15 protein-coding genes are annotated in these 19,529 nt (G+C 72.3%); 5 read left to right on the top strand and 10 right to left on the bottom strand.

Features of this window, described 5'->3' with window-relative positions:
* Nucleotides 1-102 precede the first annotated feature (102 nt).
* The 3 genes from pyk to pta all read right to left on the bottom strand — a co-directional run bounded on the left by pyk (nucleotide 103) and on the right by pta (nucleotide 4,935).
* Nucleotides 103-1,533, bottom strand: a complete 1,431-nt coding sequence (pyk, locus tag V5O46_RS30275; RefSeq protein WP_332887932.1) for a pyruvate kinase — start codon at nucleotides 1,531-1,533, stop codon at nucleotides 103-105.
* Nucleotides 1,534-1,606: 73 nt separating this feature from the next.
* A complete protein-coding gene (locus V5O46_RS30270) occupies nucleotides 1,607-2,830 on the bottom strand; it encodes an acetate kinase (protein WP_332887931.1) in 1,224 nt (407 codons plus the stop codon).
* Complete coding sequence (pta, locus tag V5O46_RS30265; protein ID WP_332887930.1) at nucleotides 2,827-4,935, bottom strand: phosphate acetyltransferase; 2,109 nt, start codon at nucleotides 4,933-4,935, stop codon at nucleotides 2,827-2,829. The genes V5O46_RS30270 and pta overlap by 4 nt, the downstream gene beginning before the upstream one ends.
* A 255-nt stretch (nucleotides 4,936-5,190) precedes the next feature.
* On the opposite strand from pta, the gene V5O46_RS30260 reads away from it, so the two are divergent.
* Nucleotides 5,191-6,216, top strand: a complete 1,026-nt coding sequence (locus tag V5O46_RS30260; RefSeq protein WP_332887929.1) for an ATP-dependent 6-phosphofructokinase — start codon at nucleotides 5,191-5,193, stop codon at nucleotides 6,214-6,216.
* A 19-nt stretch (nucleotides 6,217-6,235) separates the two neighbouring features.
* On the opposite strand, the gene V5O46_RS30255 is transcribed toward V5O46_RS30260, so the two are convergent.
* From V5O46_RS30255 to V5O46_RS30245, 3 genes are all read right to left on the bottom strand, one after another.
* Nucleotides 6,236-6,943, bottom strand: coding sequence for an XRE family transcriptional regulator (locus V5O46_RS30255; protein ID WP_408649083.1), 708 nt, complete (start codon nucleotides 6,941-6,943; stop codon nucleotides 6,236-6,238).
* A 102-nt stretch (nucleotides 6,944-7,045) separates the two neighbouring features.
* The gene (locus V5O46_RS30250; RefSeq protein WP_332887927.1) at nucleotides 7,046-7,735 is read right to left on the bottom strand and encodes a response regulator; all 690 of its coding nucleotides are present in this window, start codon (nucleotides 7,733-7,735) and stop codon (nucleotides 7,046-7,048) included.
* Nucleotides 7,732-9,444, bottom strand: a complete 1,713-nt coding sequence (locus V5O46_RS30245) for a sensor histidine kinase (protein WP_332887926.1) — start codon at nucleotides 9,442-9,444, stop codon at nucleotides 7,732-7,734. The genes V5O46_RS30250 and V5O46_RS30245 overlap by 4 nt, the downstream gene beginning before the upstream one ends.
* Before the next feature lie 162 nt (nucleotides 9,445-9,606).
* Between V5O46_RS30245 and V5O46_RS30240 the strand changes: the two genes are divergently transcribed.
* The 4 genes from V5O46_RS30240 (at nucleotide 9,607) to V5O46_RS30225 (ending at nucleotide 14,630) form a co-directional block, all read left to right on the top strand.
* Nucleotides 9,607-11,070, top strand: a complete 1,464-nt coding sequence (locus tag V5O46_RS30240) for a cation:dicarboxylate symporter family transporter (RefSeq protein ID WP_332887925.1) — start codon at nucleotides 9,607-9,609, stop codon at nucleotides 11,068-11,070.
* A 399-nt stretch (nucleotides 11,071-11,469) separates the two neighbouring features.
* Complete coding sequence (locus V5O46_RS30235; protein WP_332887924.1) at nucleotides 11,470-11,859, top strand: MerR family transcriptional regulator; 390 nt, start codon at nucleotides 11,470-11,472, stop codon at nucleotides 11,857-11,859.
* On the top strand, nucleotides 11,847-12,161 hold the full coding sequence (locus V5O46_RS30230) for a thioredoxin family protein (protein ID WP_332887923.1): 315 nt from the start codon (nucleotides 11,847-11,849) through the stop codon (nucleotides 12,159-12,161). Before V5O46_RS30235 ends, V5O46_RS30230 begins: the two co-directional genes overlap by 13 nt.
* Nucleotides 12,162-12,347: 186 nt before the next feature.
* A complete protein-coding gene (locus tag V5O46_RS30225) occupies nucleotides 12,348-14,630 on the top strand; it encodes a HelD family protein (protein ID WP_332887922.1) in 2,283 nt (760 codons plus the stop codon).
* Here V5O46_RS30225 and V5O46_RS30220 read toward each other — a convergent pair.
* The 4 genes from V5O46_RS30220 to V5O46_RS30205 all read right to left on the bottom strand — a co-directional run.
* Nucleotides 14,627-15,151, bottom strand: coding sequence for a MepB family protein (locus V5O46_RS30220; protein ID WP_332887921.1), 525 nt, complete (start codon nucleotides 15,149-15,151; stop codon nucleotides 14,627-14,629). The genes V5O46_RS30225 and V5O46_RS30220 overlap by 4 nt on opposite strands.
* A gap of 72 nt (nucleotides 15,152-15,223) precedes the next feature.
* Nucleotides 15,224-17,725, bottom strand: a complete 2,502-nt coding sequence (gene glgB / locus V5O46_RS30215; RefSeq protein WP_332887920.1) for a 1,4-alpha-glucan branching enzyme — start codon at nucleotides 17,723-17,725, stop codon at nucleotides 15,224-15,226.
* A gap of 54 nt (nucleotides 17,726-17,779) precedes the next feature.
* Nucleotides 17,780-19,177: a maltokinase N-terminal cap-like domain-containing protein gene (locus tag V5O46_RS30210; RefSeq protein ID WP_332887919.1), complete on the bottom strand. Its 1,398-nt coding sequence runs from the start codon at nucleotides 19,175-19,177 to the stop codon at nucleotides 17,780-17,782.
* A 123-nt stretch (nucleotides 19,178-19,300) separates the two neighbouring features.
* The coding region (locus V5O46_RS30205) for an alpha-glucosidase C-terminal domain-containing protein (protein ID WP_332887918.1) at nucleotides 19,301-19,529 on the bottom strand (229 nt) is incomplete at its 5' end.

Genomic DNA, 19,529 nt, shown 5'->3' with positions numbered 1-19,529 from the left:
CGTCCGGGAGCCGCACGAGCGCCGAGGGCGCCCCCCTGCCGCAGGAGGGCGCCCTCGGCGTCGCACGCGGGCCGCCGCGGCGGCCCGGGAGCTGCGGGCCCGTCAGTCGCGGTCGCCGCCGCCCAGGTGGTGCACCCGGACCATGTTGGTGGTGCCGGGCACGCCGGGGGGCGAGCCGGCGGTGATGATCACGATGTCGCCGTCGTTGAACCGGTTGAGCTTGACCACCTCCTGGTCCACCAGGTCGACCATCTCGTCGGTGCTGTTGACGAACGGCACCACGTGCGGCTCCACACCCCAGCTGAGCGCCAGCTGGTTGCGGGTGGACTCGTCGGTGGTGAAGGCCAGGATCGGCTGCACCGCGCGGTAGCGGGACAGCCGGCGGGCGGTGTCGCCGGACTGGGTGAAGGCCACCAGGCCCTTGCCGCCGAGGAAGTCGGCGATCTCGGCGGCGGCGCGGGCCACCGAACCGCCCTGGGTGCGCGGCTTCTTGCCCGGCACCAGCGGCTGCAGGCCCTTGCCGAGCAGTTCCTGCTCGGCCGCCTGGACGATCTTCGACATCGTCTTGACGGTCTCGATCGGGTAGGCGCCCACACTGGACTCGGCGGACAGCATCACCGCGTCCGCGCCGTCCAGGATCGCGTTGGCCACGTCGGAGGCCTCGGCGCGGGTCGGGCGGGAGTTGGTGATCATCGACTCCATCATCTGGGTCGCCACGATCACCGGCTTGGCGTTGCGCCGGCACAGCTCGATCAGGCGCTTCTGCACCATCGGGACCTTCTCGAGCGGGTACTCGACGGCCAGGTCGCCGCGCGCGACCATGACGCCGTCGAACGCCATGACGACGTCCGCCATGTTCTCCACCGCCTGCGGCTTCTCCACCTTGGCGACGACCGGGACCCGGCGGCCCTCCTCGTCCATGATGCGGTGCACGTCGTGGACGTCCTTGGCGTCCCGGACGAAGGACAGGGCGACCAGGTCGCAGCCCATGCGGAGGGCGAAGCGGAGGTCCTCGACGTCCTTCTCGGACAGCGCCGGGACGTTGACGGCCGCGCCGGGGAGGTTGATGCCCTTGTGGTCGGAGATGACGCCGCCCTCGATGACGATCGTCTTCACCCGCGGACCCTCCACCGCGGTGACCTTCAGCTCGACGTTGCCGTCGTTGATCAGCACCTGGTCGCCCTTGGCCACGTCGCCGGGCAGGCCCTTGTAGGTGGTGCCGCAGATCGAGCGGTCGCCGGGGACGTCCTCGGTGGTGATGGTGAACTCGTCCCCGCGCACCAGCTCGACGGGGCCCTCGGCGAAGGTCTCCAGCCGGATCTTCGGGCCCTGCAGGTCGGCGAGGACGCCGATGGCCCTGCCGGTCTCCTTGGCGGCGGCCCGGACGCGGTCGTACCGCCCCTGGTGCTCTGCGTGGGTGCCGTGGCTGAAGTTGAAGCGGGCCACGTTCATACCGGCTTCGATCAGCGCGACGAGCTGCTCGTGGGAGTCGACCGCGGGGCCGAGAGTACAGACGATTTTCGAACGGCGCATGGGGCGATCCTATCGCTTTGTTTCGGAGCGGAATATTCCGTCTGGTGGAAAATACAAAAGGGCGGGATGCCGCTCAGGTGAGATTGCCCGAGCCTTTTGTGCCCATTACCAGCGCGTAGGTCTGCGTCGCGATCTCCATTTCCTCGTCCGTCGGCACCACGGCGACCGCCACCCGTGCGTCCGCCGGTGAGATCAGCCGTGGCTCGTCGCCACGCACGGCGTTCAGGTCGCCGTCCACCGCCAGGCCCAGCTCCGCCAGACCCGCCACGGCAGCTTCCCGCACCGGCGCCGCGTTCTCGCCGACCCCTGCCGTGAAGGCCACCGCGTCCACCCGGCCGAGTACGGCGTAATAGGCGCCGATGTACTTCTTCAGCCGGTGAATGTAGATGTCGAAGGCGAGCCGCGCCCGCTCGTCGCCCTCGTCGATCCGGCGGCGGATCTCCCGCATGTCGTTGTCGCCGCACAGGCCGACCAGACCGCTCCTCTTGTTGAGAAGTGTGTCGGTCTCGTCGGCGGACATTCCGCCGACGCGCATCAAATGGAAGATGACGGCCGGGTCCAGGTCCCCCGAGCGGGTTCCCATCACCAGACCCTCCAGCGGCGTCAGCCCCATGGAGGTGTCCACGCACTCACCGGCGCGCACGGCGGAGGCGGACGCCCCGTTGCCCAGGTGCAGCACGATGACGTTCACCTCCTCCGGAGCCCTGCCCAGCAGCTTCGCCGTCTCCCGGGAGACATAGGCGTGCGAGGTGCCGTGGAAGCCGTAGCGGCGGATGCGGTGGGCGTCGGCGGTCTCGACGTCGATGGCGTAGCGGGCGGCGGACTCCGGCATCGTGGTGTGGAAGGCGGTGTCGAAGACGGCGACCTGAGGCAGGTCCGGGCGCAGCGCCTGCGCGGTGCGGATGCCGGTGAGGTTGGCCGGGTTGTGCAGCGGGGCGACCGGGATCAGCCGCTCGATCTCGGCGAGCACGGCGTCGTCGATCACGGTCGGTGCGGTGAACCGCCGGCCGCCGTGCACCACGCGGTGGCCGATCGCGGCCAGCTCGGGGGAGTCCAGGCCGAGTCCGTCCTTGGCCAGCTCCGCCGACACCGCCTTGAGGGCGGACTCGTGGTCGGGGATGTCGCCCGTCCACTCCCGGACATCGCCGCCGGCCGGGGTGTGCTTCAGCCGCCCGGACTCCTCGCCGATCCGTTCGACGAGGCCCACCGCCAGCCGGCTGCCGTCGCCCATGTCGAGCAGCTGGTACTTCACCGACGAGGAGCCGGAGTTGAGGACGAGGACACGGGTCGGGCTCACAGCTGGGTCGCCTTCTCGCCGGGGGTCTGCGGTACGGGGCCCTGCTGGGCCTGGATCGCCGTGATGGCGACGGTGTTGACGATGTCCTGGACCAGGGCGCCCCGGGACAGGTCGTTGACCGGCTTGCGCAGGCCCTGCAGGACCGGGCCGACGGCGATCGCGCCGGCCGAGCGCTGCACGGCCTTGTAGGTGTTGTTGCCGGTGTTGAGGTCGGGGAAGACCAGCACGCTGGCCTGCCCGGCCACCTCGGAGCCGGGCAGCTTGGTCGCGGCCACCGACGGCTCGACGGCGGCGTCGTACTGGATCGGGCCCTCGATCCGCAGGTCGGGCCGTCGCGCGCGGACCAGCTCGGTGGCCGCCCGCACCTTGTCCACGTCCGCGCCCGAACCGGAGGTACCGGTCGAGTACGACAGCATCGCGATCCGCGGCTCCACCCCGAACCGGGCGGCCGTGACCGCCGACTGGACCGCGATGTCGGCGAGCTGCTCGGCGTCCGGGACCGGGTTGACCGCGCAGTCGCCGTACACGAGCACCTTGTCGGCCAGGCACATGAAGAAGACGGACGACACGATCGAGGCGTCCGGCTTGGTCTTGATGATCTCGAAGGCCGGCCGGATGGTCGCCGCCGTGGAGTGCACCGCCCCCGACACCATGCCGTCGGCCAGGCCCTCCTGCACCATCAGGGTGCCGAAGTAGTTCACGTCGGAGACCACGTCGTAGGCCAGCTCCACGCTGACGCCCTTGTGCGCCCGCAGCGCCGCGTACTGCTCGGCGAAGGCGTCCCGCAGGTCGGAGGTGGCCGGGTCGATCAGCTGCGAGTCGCCGAGGTCGATGCCCAGGTCGGCGGCCTTCTTGCGGATCTGGTCCACCGGCCCGAGCAGGGTCAGGTCGCACACGCCGCGGCGCAGCAGCACCTCGGCGGCGTGCAGCACCCGCGCCTCGGTGCCCTCCGGCAGCACCACCCGGCGCCTGTCGGAGCGGGCCCGCTCGAGCAGCTTGTGCTCGAACATCATCGGGGTGACCCGGTCGCCGGACGGGGCGGACACCAGGCGGCTGAGGTCGGCGGTGTCGACGTGCCGCTCGAACACGCCGAGCGCGGTCTCCGCCTTCCGCGGGGTGGCCGCGTTCAGCTTGCCCTCCAGGGAGAACAGCTGCGCGGCGGTGGGGAAGCTGGTGCCGGGCACCGACAGCACCGGGGTGCCGGGGGCGAGCCGGGCGGCGAGGGTGAGGATGTCGTCGCCGGGAACCTCGTCGAGGGTGAGCAGCACGCCGGCTATCGGCGGGGTGCCGGCGCTGTGCGCGGCGAGGGCGCCGACCACCAGGTCGGCGCGGTCGCCGGGGGTGACCACCAGACAGCCGGGGGTCAGGGCGCCGATGAAGTTCGGCAGCATGGCGCCGCCGAAGACGAAGTCGAGGGCGTCCCGGGCGAGCCCCGAGTCGTCGCCGAGGACCACCTCGGCGCCCAGGGTGTGCGCGATCTGGGAGACGGTCGGCGCGGACAGCGCCGGCTCGTCGGGCAGCACCCAGCACGGCACCGGCAGCCGGTCGGCCAGCCGCTCGGCGATCTCGGCGCGGTCCGCCGGTGCCACCCGGTTGGCGACCATGGCGAGCACGTCGCAGCCCAGTCCGTCGTAGGCGCGGAAGGCGTTGCGGGTCTCCGCGCGCACGGCCTCGGCGGGCTGCTCGCGGCCGCCGACGACCGGGATGACGGACGCCCCGAACTCGTTGGCGAGCCGGGCGTTGAGCGCCAGCTCGTCCGGCAGCTGGGTGCCCGCGTAGTCGGTGCCGAGCACCAGGACCACGTCGTAGTCGCGGGCGACCAGATGGAACCGGTCGACCAGGGCGGAGACCAGCTCGTCGGTGCCCTGCTCGGCCTGGAGGGCGGAGGCCTCCTGGTAGTCCATGCCGTAGACGGTGGCCGGGTCCTGGGCGAGCCGGTAGCGGGCCCGCAGCAGCTCGAACAGACGGTCGGGGCCGTCGTGGACCAGCGGACGGAAGACGCCGACCCGGTCGACCTGCCGGGTCAGGAGCTCCATGACCCCCAGTTCGACGATCTGGCGGCCGTCGCCGCGGTCGATGCCGGTCACGTACACGCTGCGCGTCACGCGTGCTCTCCTGGTTCTCGGAATTCTCGGGGTGCGTGCTCGGGGTTCTTCAGGGTCTGCGGGTCTGTCGGGTTCGGTCGTCTTCGGCGCCGTTGCCGTCATAAAAATCGCCCACCGAGGTGAGCAGAACCCTCTTGACAATACCCCCGACGGGGGATAGGGCGCCCGTCCATGCCCCGTCGGCGCCCACAGGTGGGGCATGGAAGAATCGGCAGTGGCTCACCGGCATCGACACCGAGCAGGAGACACAGCACGATGCGTATCGGAGTTCTCACCGCAGGCGGCGACTGCCCCGGCCTGAACGCCGTGATCCGGTCGGTCGTGCACCGCGCGGTCGACAACTACGGCGACGAGGTCATCGGCTTCGAGGACGGCTACGCCGGCCTGCTGGACGGCCGCTACCGCTCCCTGGACCTGAACGCGGTCAGCGGCATCCTGGCCCGCGGCGGCACCATCCTCGGCTCCTCGCGGCTGGAGCGCGACCGGCTGCGCGAGGCCTGCGAGAACGCCTCCGACATGATCCGCGACTTCGGCATCGACGCGCTGATCCCGATCGGCGGCGAGGGCACCCTCACCGCGGCCCGGATGCTCGGCGACGCCGGGCTGCCGGTGGTCGGCGTGCCGAAGACCATCGACAACGACATCTCCTCCACCGACCGCACCTTCGGCTTCGACACCGCCGTCGGCGTCGCCACAGAGGCCATGGACCGGCTGAAGACGACCGCCGAGTCCCACCAGCGGGTGATGGTCGTCGAGGTCATGGGCCGGCACGCGGGCTGGATCGCCCTGGAGTCCGGCATGGCCGCCGGTGCGCACGGCATCTGCCTGCCCGAGCGCCCCTTCGACCCCGCCGACCTGGTCAAGATGGTGGAGGCGCGGTTCGCCCGCGGCAAGAAGTTCGCCGTGGTCTGCGTCGCCGAGGGCGCCCACCCCGCCGAGGGCACCATGGACTACGGCAAGGGCGAGATCGACCAGTACGGGCACGAGCGCTTCCAGGGCATCGGCACCGCCCTCGCCCACGAGCTGGAGCGTCGCCTCGGCAAGGAGGCCAAGCCGGTCATCCTCGGCCATGTCCAGCGCGGTGGCGTACCGACCGCGTACGACAGGGTGCTCGCCACCCGCTTCGGGTGGCAGGCGGTGGAGGCCGCGCACCGCGGCGAGTTCGGCAGGATGACCGCGCTGCGCGGCACCGACATCGTGATGGTGCCGCTGGCCGAGGCGGTGACCGAGCTGAAGACGGTGCCCACGGACCGGATGGACGAGGCCGAGTCGGTCTTCTAGCCGCGGCGGCGGCCGGGGATCAGGCGGTGGTCCGCTGGACCGCCGTCCAGAAGTTCTCCACGATCCGGTCCAGGAAGTCCCGGCCGGAGTCGCTGGCGCCGGTGGCGCCGCCGCCCCAGCTGAGGGTGGCGGCCATGTGCCCCTGGTAGTCCTCGTGCAGCTCCTGCAGCACGTCCTCGACGATGTCCCGGTCCAGCGGTACCAGCTTGGCGACCGGGCGGACATAGGCCTGCCAGCGGGTGGTGACGGCGCTGCGCAGCAGCTCGGCCAGCTTGTCCTCGCGGCCCGTCACGGCCACGAAGTCCGGCAGGTCGAGGCCGAGGACATGGGCCAGCGCGGCCGACTGCCGCTCGGTGCCGCGCCAGCCGTCCGTCTCCTCCGCCCGCAGGTAGGCGCCCAGTTCCATGCCGACCGTGCGGGCGACGTCCTCCGGGGCCAGTCCGCGGGTGATGCGGTGCTCGCGCAGGGAGCGGGGACGGCCGATCAGCTCGCCGGGCGAGCACCACAGCATGCCCGCGAGGGCGGTGAGTTCCTGGCCGCCGGGGGAGGCGATGCCCCGTTCCCAGGCGACCACGAGGTCCGGGGTGACATGGGGCAGTCCGTACGAGACACGCATGCCGTGGGCGACATGCTCGGGCCCCATGCCGAGGGCGGCGCGCAGGCGGCGGGCGGCGAGGGGGTTGAACGGGGGACGGGGCTGGTTCGATGGAGCTGAGGGTCGGCGCACGGGCCTCAAGGTAGGGGCACGGGAGCCCGGTGACTACGGTCTGTTCGGACAGGAGCACGGATTGTAGGAAACTACGGTTCCGCAGGGTGGCCGGGTGCGGCGTCAGGCCTTCGCGCGGACCCAGCGGTAGACCAGCTCGGGCCGCCCCACCTGCCCGTACAGCGGGCTGCGGGCCGCCCGTCCGGAGTCCACCAGATGCTCCAGATAGCGCCGCGCGGTGATCCGTGAGATGCCCACCGCCTCCCCCACGCCCGCCGCGGTCAGCCCTTCCCGCGTGCCCCGCAGCGCGTCGGTCACCCGCTCCAGGGTCGGCGCGCTCAGCCCCTTCGGCAGCGCCGCCGGGCCCGGCGCCCGCAGGGTGGCCAGCGCCCGGTCGACCTCGTCCTGACCGCTCGCCTCCCCGGCCGTGCCGCGGAACTCGGCGTACCGCACCAGCCGGTCGCGCAGGGTGGCGAAGGTGAACGGCTTCAGCACGTACTGGACGACACCGAGCGAGACCCCCTCGCGCACCACGGTCAGATCGCGCGCCGAGGTCACCGCTATGACGTCGGCGTGATGGCCGGCCGCGCGCAGGGTGCGGGCCAGCTGCAGGCCGTGCACGTCCGGCAGATGCAGATCGAGCAGAAGCAGGTCGACCGGCGTGCGGTCGAGCGCCCGCCGCGCCTCCGCACCCGAGTGCGCCTTGCCCACGGCGACGAAGCCGGGCACCCGGCCGACGTACATCAGGTGGGCGTCCGCGGCGACCGGGTCGTCCTCGACCACCAGCACCCGGATCGGCTGCTGACCCGTCATCGGAGGTCACCTCCCGCCAGGCTTCCCGGCAGGCATCCGGACGGGGATCCGTCCTGGGACCCTCCCGCCGGGCCCTCCCGGCCGGTGGATCCGCCCGCCGCCGGCTCCCCGCCGTCGGCCAGTGGCAGCCGGACCTCGAAGGCCGCCCCGCCTCCGTCGGCCCCGGCCACCGTCAGGGTGCCGCCGTGCCGCCGCACCGCCTGCCGCACCAGGGCCAGGCCCAGCCCGCGCCCGCCGGGCCCGGCCGGCTTGGTGGAGAAACCCCGCTCGAAGACCAGACCGGCATGGGCCGGGTCGACGCCCGCGCCGGTGTCGCTGACCCGCAGCACCAGGTCCGTACCCGCCGTGAACGCGGTGACCGTCACCCGCGCCCGGACGCTGCCCTGCGCCGCGTCGACGGCGTTGTCGGTCAGATTGCCGAGGATGGTGACCAGATCGCGGGCGGGCAGCGAGGGCGGCAGCAGTCCGTCGTCCAGCCGGCTGTCCGGGGACACCACCAGCTCCACGCCCCGCTCGTTGGCCTGCGCCGTCTTGCCCAGCAGCAGCGCCGCCAGCACCGGCTCGGCCACCGCCGCCACCACCTGGTCGGTCAGCGCCTGCGCCAGCTCCAGCTCGGCCGTGGCGAACTCCACGGCCTCCTCCGCGCGCCCCAGCTCGATCAGCGACACGACCGTGTGCAGCCGGTTGGCGGCCTCGTGGGCCTGTGAGCGCAGCGCCTGGCTGAAACCGCGCTCCGAGTTCAACTCACCCATCAGCGACTGCAGTTCCGTCACGTCGCGCAGGGTGACGACGGTGCCGCGGCGCTCCCCGCCGGAGACCGGCGAGGTGTTCACCACCAGCACCCGCCGCGCGGTCAGATGCACCTCGTCCACCCGGGGCTCGGACGCCAGCAGCGCCCCGGTCAGCCCGGCCGGCAGCCCCAGCTCCGCGACCGACCTGCCGATCACATCGTCGTCGGCGGACACTCCCAGCAGCTCCCGGCCGCCGTCGTTGATCAGTGCCACCCTGTACTGCCCGTCCAGCATCAGCAGCCCTTCCCGCACCGCGTGCAGCGCCGCCTGATGGTAGTCGTGCATCCGGCTGAGCTGGTCCGCGTTCATGCCGTGGGTGTGCCGGCGCAGCCGGGCGTTGATCACATAGGTGCCGACCGCGCCGAGCGCCAGCGCCCCGCCCGCGGCCCCGAGCAGCGCCGTGAGCTGGTCCTGCACCCGCTTGCTGATCGCCTCGACCTTGATGCCGGCGCTGACCAGGCCGACGATCCGCCCGCCGTCCTCGACGGGGGCCACCGCCCGGACCGACGGTCCCAGGGTGCCGGTGTACGTCTCGGTGAACGTGCGGCCCTGCTGGGCGGGTGCGATGTGCCCGCGGAAGGGCAGGCCGATCTGCTCGGGGCTCGGGTGGGTCCAGCGGATGCCGTCCGGGTTCATGATCGTCACGAAGTCGACCCCGGTGTCCCGCATGATCGTGAGCGCGTAGGGCTGGAGCCGCGCCGAGGGGTCGTCCGTGCGGATCGCCTCCCGCACCGACGGGGAGTCGGCTATCGACAGGGCGACCGCCCGGGCCTGCCGGCCGGCCGCCCGCTCGGCCTGCTGCTGGTCGCTGACGTAGCTGAACAGCGCGTATCCGGCCACGAGCACGGCGATCAGCACGGCCTGCATGGCGAAGAGCTGACCGGCGAGACTACGGGGTCGCGGTACGCGGAGGTGCATGCCGCAAGTCTCTCCCGTGGCCGATTGTGAACTAAATGAACGGAAGGGTGACCGCGCTCACAGGGCGGGAGATAGTCACGGCATCCCCAACCCCACCCCATCCCCGGGACGTGAGCCGCACGCCGGAGATGTCCGACGACGACGTCAAGGAGGGCCGCCGCCGTGACCAGCGCAGCCGATACGGCACCTGCCGCACCCGGAGCCAAGCGGGACCGTACCCATTACCTCTATATCGCGGTGATCGTCGCGGTCGCCCTCGGTATCGCCGTCGGGCTCGCCGCGCCCGGTTTCGCGGTCGGGCTGAAGCCGATCGGCAGCGGCTTCGTGAGCCTGATCAAGATGATGATCGCGCCGATCATCTTCTGCACCATCGTGCTGGGCATCGGCTCGGTGCGGAAGGCCGCCAAGGTCGGCGCCGTCGGCGGCATCGCCCTGGTCTACTTCCTGATCATGTCGCTGGTGGCGCTCGGCATCGGCCTGGTCGTCGGCAACGTCCTCGACCCCGGCACCGGCCTCGCGGTGACCGACGCGGTCAAGGAGACCGGGCATGCCCAGGTCGACGCGGAGGCGCAGGGCACCACCGAGTTCCTGCTCGGCATCATCCCCACCACGATTCTGTCCGCGTTCACCGGGGGCGAGGTGCTGCAGGCCCTGCTCATCGCCCTGCTGTGCGGTTTCGCCCTGCAGGCCATGGGCCCGGCCGGGCAGCCGATCCTGCGCGGCATCGAACACATCCAGCGGCTGGTCTTCCGCGTCCTGGCCATGATCATGTGGGCGGCCCCGGTCGGCGCCTTCGGAGCGATCGCCGCCGTCACCGGCTCGGCCGGTCTGGACGCCCTCAAGAGCCTGGCCGTGCTGATGCTCGGCTTCTACGTCACCTGTGTGCTGTTCGTCTTCCTGGTGCTCGGTGCGCTGCTGCGGATCGTCTCCGGCGTCAACGTCCTCTCGCTCTTCAGGTACCTGGGCCGGGAGTTCCTGCTGATCCTTTCCACCTCCTCGTCCGAGTCCGCGCTGCCGCGGCTCATCGCGAAGATGGAGCATCTGGGCATCAGCAGGCCGGTGGTCGGCATCACCGTCCCGACCGGCTACTCCTTCAACCTGGACGGCACCATGATCTACATGACCATGGCCTCGCTGTTCATCGCCGACGCCATGGGGACGCCGATGTCGGTCGGCGAGCAGATCCCGCTGCTGCTGTTCCTGCTGGTCGCCTCGAAGGGCGCGGCCGGCGTCACCGGCGCGGGGCTGGCCACGCTGGCCGGTGGTCTGCAGTCGCACAAGCCCGCGCTGGTGGACGGCATCGGTCTGATCGTCGGCATCGACCGCTTCATGAGCGAGGCCCGCGCGCTGACCAACTTCGCCGGCAACGCCGTCGCCACCGTGCTGATCGGCACCTGGACCAAGGAGATCGACAAGGCCCGGGTGAACGAGGTGCTCGCCGGGCGGGCTCCCTTCGACGAGCGGACGCTGCTGGACGACAGCCACGACAGCCACGACAGCCACGACAGCCACGACGGCCACGGCGGCGAAGCCGGCGACGGGGGTTCCGGCGGCGACGCCGATCCGTCCGAGCAGACCGGCCGGGGAGACAGCGACCGGGAGGACAGGGCGCTGGCCAAGGCCTGATCCACGGACGGGGAGCGGGCCGCCGGCCCGGTCCGCTGCCCGCCCGGCGACCGGCCCCGCCTGAACCGGGGCCGGTCATCCCGGGCCCCCGGGCGGCTGAGCCCTCCCCACTCCTGCTCAGCCGCCCGGGGTCCGCGTCCCCCCGCGGCGGTGCCCGCCGTACGGCTGGACGCGGACGGCGCGTCGGCGGCGCACCCGGGCCCGAGCCGCTTCAGAGACCCGGCCCGGCCTCCAGCCGCTTCAGTTCCTCCCCGGTCGGCTCCGGTTCCGCCGCGGCGACCGAGGCGCGGATCGTCTCCGGCCTGCTGGGGACTGACCGCGCGCTCCGCGGCAGGAACGCCGGCCCCAGCGGAAACCGCTGTTGCCCTGACGTCCGCGTCAAGGCGTACGTTCGTAGGCATGCGAATCGGCGAGCTGGCCGAGCGGGCCGGGACCACCACGCGCACGCTCAGGTACTACGAATCGCGGGGACTGCTGCCCGCGCGCCGGGACCCCCACGGTCACCGGACCTACGACGAGGCGGACCTGAGGCTGCTCCGGCAGATCAGGACCCTGCAGGACTTCGGGTTCGAGCTGGAGGAGACCCGGCCGTTCGTGGAGTGTCTGCGGGCCGGGCATCCGGAGGGCGACGCCTGCCCGGCGTCGCTCGCGGTCTACCGGCGCAAGCTGGACGAGCTCGACGCGCTGATCGGCGAGCTGCAGGCGGTGCGGGCGCAGATCGGGGTGCGGCTGGCACTGGCCGGGGATCCGTTGTGCGAGATGGGAGGGGAACGGTCGTGGAAGCGGTGACGGACGCGAGTTTCGAGGTGGAGGTGCTGGACGCGGACCGGCCGGTGCTGGTGGAGTTCACCGCCGACTGGTGCCCGCCGTGCCGGCAGATGGCACCGGTGCTCCGGGCGGTCGCCGCCGAGGAGGAGGGGCGGCTGAAAGTGGTGCAGCTGGATGTGGACCACAACCCGGCGACGACGAACCGGTACAGGGTGCTGTCGATGCCGACGTTCATGGTGTTCAGCGGCGGCGTGCCGGTGAAGGCGATGGTGGGCGCACGGCCCGGGCGCCGGCTGCTGGAGGAACTGTCCGAGGTGCTGTGACCTCACGGAGCCCGGCGGAGCCTCGCGGAGCCCAAAAGAAATCCCCCGGCAATTGCGTCCGGGGGATTTCTTTGCGTATATTCAATGGTTCACGACTTGCAATGCCGAAGTCGCGGAGAAGTTCAGTGGGCACAGTATATCCGGGCGGGAGTGGAATTGTCAAACAGCGACTTTCCAGACGATGAAATGCGTCGGGAGCAGGAATTCATCGACGACCTGTATGCGCGCGTCGACGTCCTGCGCGGGAACGCCGAGTCCTCCGTCACGGACGCGCTCGCCCAGGGGGACAAGCCGATGCAGGCCAGGCTGGAGCGGGACATCCTGGTCGCCGAGCGCTCGGGACTGCTGGCCGCGCTCAACGCGGTGGACGGCTCGCTCTGCTTCGGCCGGATCGACCTCACCTCCGGCGACAGCCATCACATCGGCCGGATCGGCCTGCGCGCCGACGACGCCGACCGCACCCCGGTCCTGATCGACTGGCGGGCCGGCGTCGCCCGCCCCTTCTATCTGGCCACCGGCCACACTCCGATGGGCCTGCGCCGTCGACGGCACATCGCGAGCGAGGGCCGCGCCGTCACCGCCCTGCACGACGAGTTCCTCGACGTCGGTGACGAGACCCGCACCGGCCACGAGGACCCGTCCGGCGACGCCGTGCTGCTCGCCGCGCTCAACGCCGCCCGCACCGGCCGGATGGCCGACATCGTGCAGACCATCCAGGCCGAGCAGGACGAGATCATCCGCGCCCCGCACCAGGGCGTGCTCGTCGTCGAGGGCGGCCCCGGCACCGGCAAGACGGCGGTGGCGCTGCACCGCGCGGCCTATCTCCTCTACGAGCACCGGGAACTGCTGGCCAGGCGAGCGGTCCTGATCGTCGGCCCCAACCCGGCCTTCCTCGGCTACATCGGCGAGGTGCTGCCCTCGCTCGGCGAGACCGGTGTGCTGCTCGCCACGGTCGGCGAGCTCTACCCGGGCGTGCGGGCCACGGCGACGGACCCGCCCGAGGCGGCGGCGGTGAAGGGCCGCGCGGAGATGGCGGACGTCCTTGCCCGGGCCGTGCGGGACCGGCAGGCGCTGCCCGACCCGGTGATCGCGATCGAGCACGAGCGGGAGATCCTGATGCTCGACGACGGTCTGGTGAGCGTCGCCCGCGAGCGCACCCGTGCCGCCAGGCTCCCGCACAACGCGGCCCGCGAGCACTTCGAGGGCCACATCCTCAACGCCCTCACCGAGCTGTACGCCGAGCGCATCGGCACCGACCCGTACGACGGCAGCAACCTCCTCGACGTCAGCGACATCACCCAGATCCGCGACGACCTGGCCGAGAACCCCGAGGTCGGGTCGGCCATCGACCGGCTGTGGCCCCGGCTCACCCCGCGGCGGCTGGTCGCGGACCTCCTCGCCGAGCCCGCGGGGTATCTGTCCGAGCCCGACGCCGCAGCGATCCGCCGTCCCGTGACGCGGGCCTGGACGGTGGCGGACGTACCGCTGCTGGACGAGGCCGCCGAGCTGCTCGGCGAGGACGACCGGACGGCCCGGGCACGCGCGGAGCGCGAGCGGGAGCGGCAGGTCTCGTACGCGCAGGGGGTCCTGGACGTGTCGTACGCCTCCCGCACCTACGAGTTCGAGGACAAGGAGGAGGACGACCCCGAGAGCTCCGAGGTGCTCTCGGCGCACGACATCATCGACGCGGAACGGTTCGCCGAGCGGCAGGAGGAGGCCGACCACCGCAGCGCCGCCGAGCGGGCCGCCGCCGACCGCGGCTGGGCGTTCGGGCACATCATCGTCGACGAGGCGCAGGAGCTGTCGCCGATGGCGTGGCGGCTGCTGATGCGGCGGTCGCCGACACGGTCCATGACGCTGGTGGGCGACCCGGCACAGACCGCGGAGGCGGCGGGGGCCGGCTCCTGGACGGACATCCTCGAACCGTTCGTCGAGGACCGCTGGGAACACACCCGGCTCGGCGTCAACTACCGGACGCCGGTGGAGATCATGGAGCTGGCGGCCGGGGTCGTACGGGCGGAGCACCCGGACTTCGAACCACCGAGCTCGGTGCGGTCGACGGGGGTACGGCCGTGGATCCGCGCGACCGACGACCTGCCCGGCGCGGTGGCGAAAGCGGCCGGGGAGCTCACCCCGGTGGAGGGCCGGCTGGCCGTGATCGCCCCGCGCGAGCTGCACCGCCGCCTGGCCGCCCGCCTGGACGGCGTGACCGCGGGCACCGAGCCCGACCTGACGCACCGAGTCGTCCTGCTGGACCCGCGTCAGGCCAAGGGCCTGGAGTTCGACTCGGTGCTGGTCGTCGAACCGGGCGCATACGGCACCAGCGACCTGTACGTCGCCCTGACCCGCGCGACACAGCGACTGGGCGTGCTGCACACCGGCTCCCTGCCCGAGGGCCTGACCGACACGGAAAAAGCGTCGGTCCGAGCCGATCCGGCGCGCCGGAGCCGGCCCCAGCCCGCCTCCTAGGGGTGGTACAGGGCGCGGGCACGGGGCAGGTCGGCCGGGCCGACGTCGGGGAGGGGGAGGAAGTGGTCGACCTGCCAGGCCTGGGTGCTGCGGGCCTGGCGGCCGGTCGTGGTCACCCACGGTGGGTAGACGCGGAACCCGCGCTTCCCGCCGGAGCCGTTGCGGGAGACGATGTCCCGTGCGCACAACACCTCGCGCGGGAACACGAACTGCCCGAAGCCGCCCCCGTCGCGGGTGCTGACGACGAAGAGGTCCACCCCGTCGTCCGTGTCGAAGGGCCGGATCGGCCCCTCCTCGGACCGCTGCCACACGGTGACGAACTGGCCCGCCTTCGTCGGGGTGGTTCCGGCCGCACGGAACCGGACCGAGCGGCCGTCGAGCGTGAACGAGCAGGCCGCGTACTCGGCGCTCTCCGGTTCGGGCACCGGCGGTGAGCAGGCGAAACCCGCCGGGTCGTACACCAGTGCCTTCGCCGCCGTCAGGTCGTCGTGAAGCCGTGTCCACGGCTGGTTCGTCACCACCCCGCAATCCTGCCACTGCGCTGCTGCACCGCTTCGAGCGCCGCACCACCGTGCAGTCCTCGAAGCCGCCTCCTACGCCGGGCACAGCCAGAGCGTGGCGAGGGGCGGCAGCGTCAGCCGGAGGCTCGCGCCGCGGCCGTGCCGGCCCTGCGGTTCCGGTTTGACCACGTCCGCGTTGGTCACCCCGCTGCCGCCGTACCCCGGCCGGTCCGTGTTCAGCACCTCGTGCCAGGCGGGCACCTCCTCCGGCACCCCCAGCCGGTACTCGCTCCGTACCACCGGCGAGAAATTGGACACCGACAGCAGCGGGGTGCCCGCCGCGTCGTACCGGAGGAAAGCGAACACGTTGTCGTCCGCCGCGTCCCCGACGATCCACGCGAACCCCTGCGGCGCGGTGTCCCGCTGCCACAGTGCCGGGGTCTCGCGGTACACCGCGTTCAGGTCGCGCACCAGGTCCCGTACGCCCCGGTGGTCCGGTTCCGCCCCGTACGCCGGGTCCAGCAGCCACCAGTCCGGGCCGTGCGCCTCGCTCCACTCCGCGCCCTGCGCGAACTCCTGGCCCATGAACAGCAGCTTCTTGCCCGGGTGGGCCCACATGAAGCCCAGGTAGGCGCGGTGGTCGGCGCGCTGCTGCCACCAGTCGCCCGGCATCTTCGACACCAGGGAGCGCTTGCCGTGCACCACCTCGTCGTGCGAGATCGGCAGCACGTAGTTCTCGCTGTAGGCGTACACCATCGAGAACGTCATCTCGTGGTGGTGGTACTTGCGGTGGACCGGCTCGTGGGCCATGTACTCCAGCGAGTCGTGCATCCAGCCCATGTTCCACTTCAGCCCGAACCCCAGCCCGCCGAAGCCGCTCGGCCCCTGGTGGTGGGTGGCCCGGGTGACACCGTCCCAGGCCGTCGACTCCTCCGCCACGGTGACGACACCCGGCACCCGCCGGTAGAGGGTCGCGTTCATCTCCTGCAGGAACGCCACCGCGTCGAGGTTCTCCCGGCCGCCGTGCGCGTTCGGCGTCCACCGGCCCGGCTCGCGCGAGTAGTCCAGGTAGAGCATCGAGGCGACGGCGTCCACCCGCAGTCCGTCGATGTGGAACTCCTCGCACCAGTAGACCGCGTTGGCCACGAGGAAGTTGCGTACCTCCCGCCGCCCGAAGTCGAACTCCAGCGTGCCCCAGTCGGGGTGGGCGGAGCGCAGCGGATCCTCGTGCTCGTACAGCGGACGGCCGTCGAACCGGGCGAGCGCCCACGCGTCGCGCGGGAAGTGCGCCGGTACCCAGTCCATCAGGACGCCGATACCGGCCTGGTGCAGCCGGTCCACCAGGTACTTGAAGTCGTCGGGCGGGCCGAGCCGGGCCGTGGGCGCGTAGAAGCCGGTGACCTGGTAGCCCCAGGAGCCGCCGAACGGGTGCTCCGCGACCGGCATCAGCTCGACATGGGTGAAGCCCAGGTCCCGGACATAGCCGGGGAGCTGCTCGGCGAGCTCGCGGTAGCTCAGACCGGGCCGCCAGGAGGGCAGGTGGACCTCGAACACCGACAGCGGTGCCTCGTGCACCGGGGTCTCCGCGCGGCGGGCCAGCCATGCCGAGTCACCCCAGGTGTGATGCGATGCGTGCACGACCGACGAGGTGGCCGGCGGTGCCTCCGTACGGCGGGCCAGCGGGTCGGCGCGCAGGGTCCGGGAGCCGTCGGGCCCGGTGATCTCGAACTTGTACAGCTCGCCCTCGCCGATTCCCGGCAGGAACAGCTCCCAGACGCCGGTCGAGCCGAGCGAGCGCATCGGGTGGCCGGTGCCGTCCCAGAAGTTGAAGTCCCCGGCGACCCGCACCCCGCGCGCGTTCGGCGCCCACACCGTGAACCGGGTGCCCGGCACGCCCTGATGGGTCATCGGCTCGGCCCCCAGCGCCCGCCACAGCTGCTCGTGCCGGCCCTCGCCGATCAGATGCAGGTCGAACTCGCCCAGCGTGGGCAGAAAGCGGTAGGCGTCCTCGGTCTCGTGCACCGTCCCGTCGTAGGTCACCAGCAAGCGGTAGTCGGGGACCTCGGCCGGCGGCAGCAGCGCCGAGAAGAAGCCGTCCCCGTCGTCCTGCAGCTCGGCGCGCAGATCCCCGGCTACCACGGTCACCCCCAGCGCGTACGGCCGGAAGGCCCGGAAGGCGAGCCCGCCGGGCACCGGATGGGCGCCGAGCACCGTGTGCGGGTCGTGGTGCGTCCCGGCGAGCAGCCGCTCCCGGTCGCCCGCCGCCGCGGCGGGGGAGATCATCCGGCTCGCGGTGGTCTCCCTGGCGGCCGGCTTCTTCGCGGCCGGCTTCTTCGTGGCTGTCTTCTCGGCAGGCGCTTTCCCGGCAGGCGCCTTCCTGGCAGCCGTCCTCTCCGCAGCCGGTGCCTTCTTCGCCACCGCCTTCTTCGTGGTGCCCTTCTTCGCACCGGTCTTCTTCGCGCCGGTCTTCTGCGCGGCGGCCTTCCTCGCGGCGGTCTCGGGGACCGCCTTCTTCCCGGTGCTCGCCGTCTGCTTCGGCTCTGCCTCGGCCTGCTTCTTCGGATCCGGACCACTGGACGGGGGACGGGGGGTCACGGGGGGTGCCTCCTCGGCGAGGGGGGACTGGTGGGAGGTCGGGGCTCGGAGACGTCAGGAGGAGTGGGACGCGGCCAGCCGCCGTACCGCGGCCAGCGGCACCGGCAGCCAGTCCGGGCGGTGCCGGGCCTCGTACCCGACCTCGTACACCGCCTTGTCCGTCTCACAGGCGCGCAGCAGCACCGCGTCGGTGCGCGGGTCGACGCCCGCGACCTGTGCGTACCCGGCGCAGTACGCGGCCCGGCAGGCGTCGGCCCAGCCGGGCAGCGGGGCGTCGGCCGAGTGCGCGGCGTAGTCGAAGGAGCGGAGCATCCCCGCGATGTCCCGCACCGGGGGCTGCGGCAGCCGGCGTTCGGCCAGCGGGCGGGCGGGCTCGCCCTCGAAGTCGATCAGGGACCACTTCCCGGAGGGGGAGCGCAGACACTGGCCCAGGTGCAGATCCCCGTGGATGCGCTGGGCCGTCCAGGTGTGGCCCTCGGCGGCCAGGTCGCCGAGGGCGGTGAACGCCGAGTGCAGCCCCGGCGCGTACGGCCGCAGGGCCGGTACCGCGCGCACCGCCTCCTCCAGCCGCTCGGTCATCCCGTCGACGAGGTGTTCCAGCGCGCCCCGGCCCAGGGTGACGGTCGGCAGCGCCCGGGCCAGTGCGGTGTGCACCTCGGCGGTGGCCCGGCCCAGCGCCCGGGCCTCGGCGGCGAAGTGCTCGCCCTTGGCGAGCTCACGCAGGGCCAGCTCCCAGCCGTCCGTGGCGCCCTGGACGTACGGCTGGAGCACACCCAGCACCCAGGTCTCGCCGGCCAGGTCGGCCACCATCCAGGCCGCCGGGGCGGGCACCCGCGGGCAGTGCTCGCGGGCCAGCGCCAGCGGCAGCTCCAGGTCGGGGTTGACGCCGGGCACGATCCGGCGCAGCAGCTTCAGGATGAACGTATCGCCGTACACGACCGACGAGTTCGACTGCTCGGCGGTCACCAGGCGCGGCACCAGACCGGTGCGGATCTTCTGGCGCCGGTCCCGCTCGAACCGCAGCCCGCCGACGCGGGCCCGGGATCGCAGCGCCTCCAGGAGCATCTCGGCGGGCCGGGTGTCGTACAGGGCGTCGTAGGCGGTCCGCCCGGCCAGCGGACCCTGGTGCACATGGCCGATCAGCGCGGGCGCGAGCCGGGGCGGCAGCGCCTCGCGCACGCCTATCAGAAGCTGGTAGCAGTCGCCGGGCGTCGGCGCCGCCGCGACGGGCGCAGGGATCAGCGGCTGATGCGCCCGGACCAGGACGTGGTACAGCCCCAGCCGGCCGGTGGCGGGCAGCAGTTCGGTGGCGGCGACCGGGGTGAATCCGGTGACCGGGCGGCCCTTGCCGGCGAACCAGCGCTGTCGCGGCAGCCACTCGCGCAGCAGTGGATCCAGTGAGGCCAGGAGACCGGGCGGGTTCATGACGGTACGGGTGACGGGTTCCGGCATGGCGTCACGCCCTTCCCCTGAAGTCGTCGGGGTGTTACTGATGCGTGCCCCGGGCGGGAGGGGGAAAACCGCCCGCCCGGGGTGTCGGCCCCGGTTCGTCCGGTCGGCCGGACGGCGTCGCGGCTAGACGGCGTCGCGGCGCAGCCGGAACCAGTAGAAGCCGTGGCCCCCGAGGGTCAGCAAGTAGGGGAGTTCCCCGATGGCCGGGAATCGCACCCCGCCGAACAGCTCCACCGGATGGCGTCCCGTGAAGGAGCTGAGGTCCAGCTCCGTGGGCTGCGCGAACCGGGAGAAGTTGTTGACGCAGAGCACCAGGTCGTCCCCGCCGTCCCCGTTGAGCGGGGCCTCGCGG

Origin of the sequence: Streptomyces poriticola (assembly GCF_036689765.1) — a bacterium.
GTDB lineage: Bacteria > Actinomycetota > Actinomycetes > Streptomycetales > Streptomycetaceae > Streptomyces > Streptomyces poriticola.
This window is presented reverse-complemented; position numbering and strand designations above follow the sequence as displayed.

Excerpts from the sequence above, each read along its gene's own strand:
- pyk (WP_332887932.1), bottom strand. The coding sequence starts at position 1,533 with ATGCGCCGTTCGAAAATCGTCTGTACTCTCGGCCCCGCGGTCGACTCC.
- V5O46_RS30260 (WP_332887929.1), top strand. The coding sequence starts at position 5,191 with ATGCGTATCGGAGTTCTCACCGCAGGCGGCGACTGCCCCGGCCTGAAC.
- V5O46_RS30250 (WP_332887927.1), bottom strand. The coding sequence starts at position 7,735 with ATGACGGGTCAGCAGCCGATCCGGGTGCTGGTGGTCGAGGACGACCCG.
- V5O46_RS30245 (WP_332887926.1), bottom strand. The coding sequence starts at position 9,444 with ATGCACCTCCGCGTACCGCGACCCCGTAGTCTCGCCGGTCAGCTCTTC.
- V5O46_RS30235 (WP_332887924.1), top strand. The coding sequence starts at position 11,470 with ATGCGAATCGGCGAGCTGGCCGAGCGGGCCGGGACCACCACGCGCACG.
- V5O46_RS30225 (WP_332887922.1), top strand. The coding sequence starts at position 12,348 with ATGCGTCGGGAGCAGGAATTCATCGACGACCTGTATGCGCGCGTCGAC.
- V5O46_RS30210 (WP_332887919.1), bottom strand. The coding sequence starts at position 19,177 with ATGCCGGAACCCGTCACCCGTACCGTCATGAACCCGCCCGGTCTCCTG.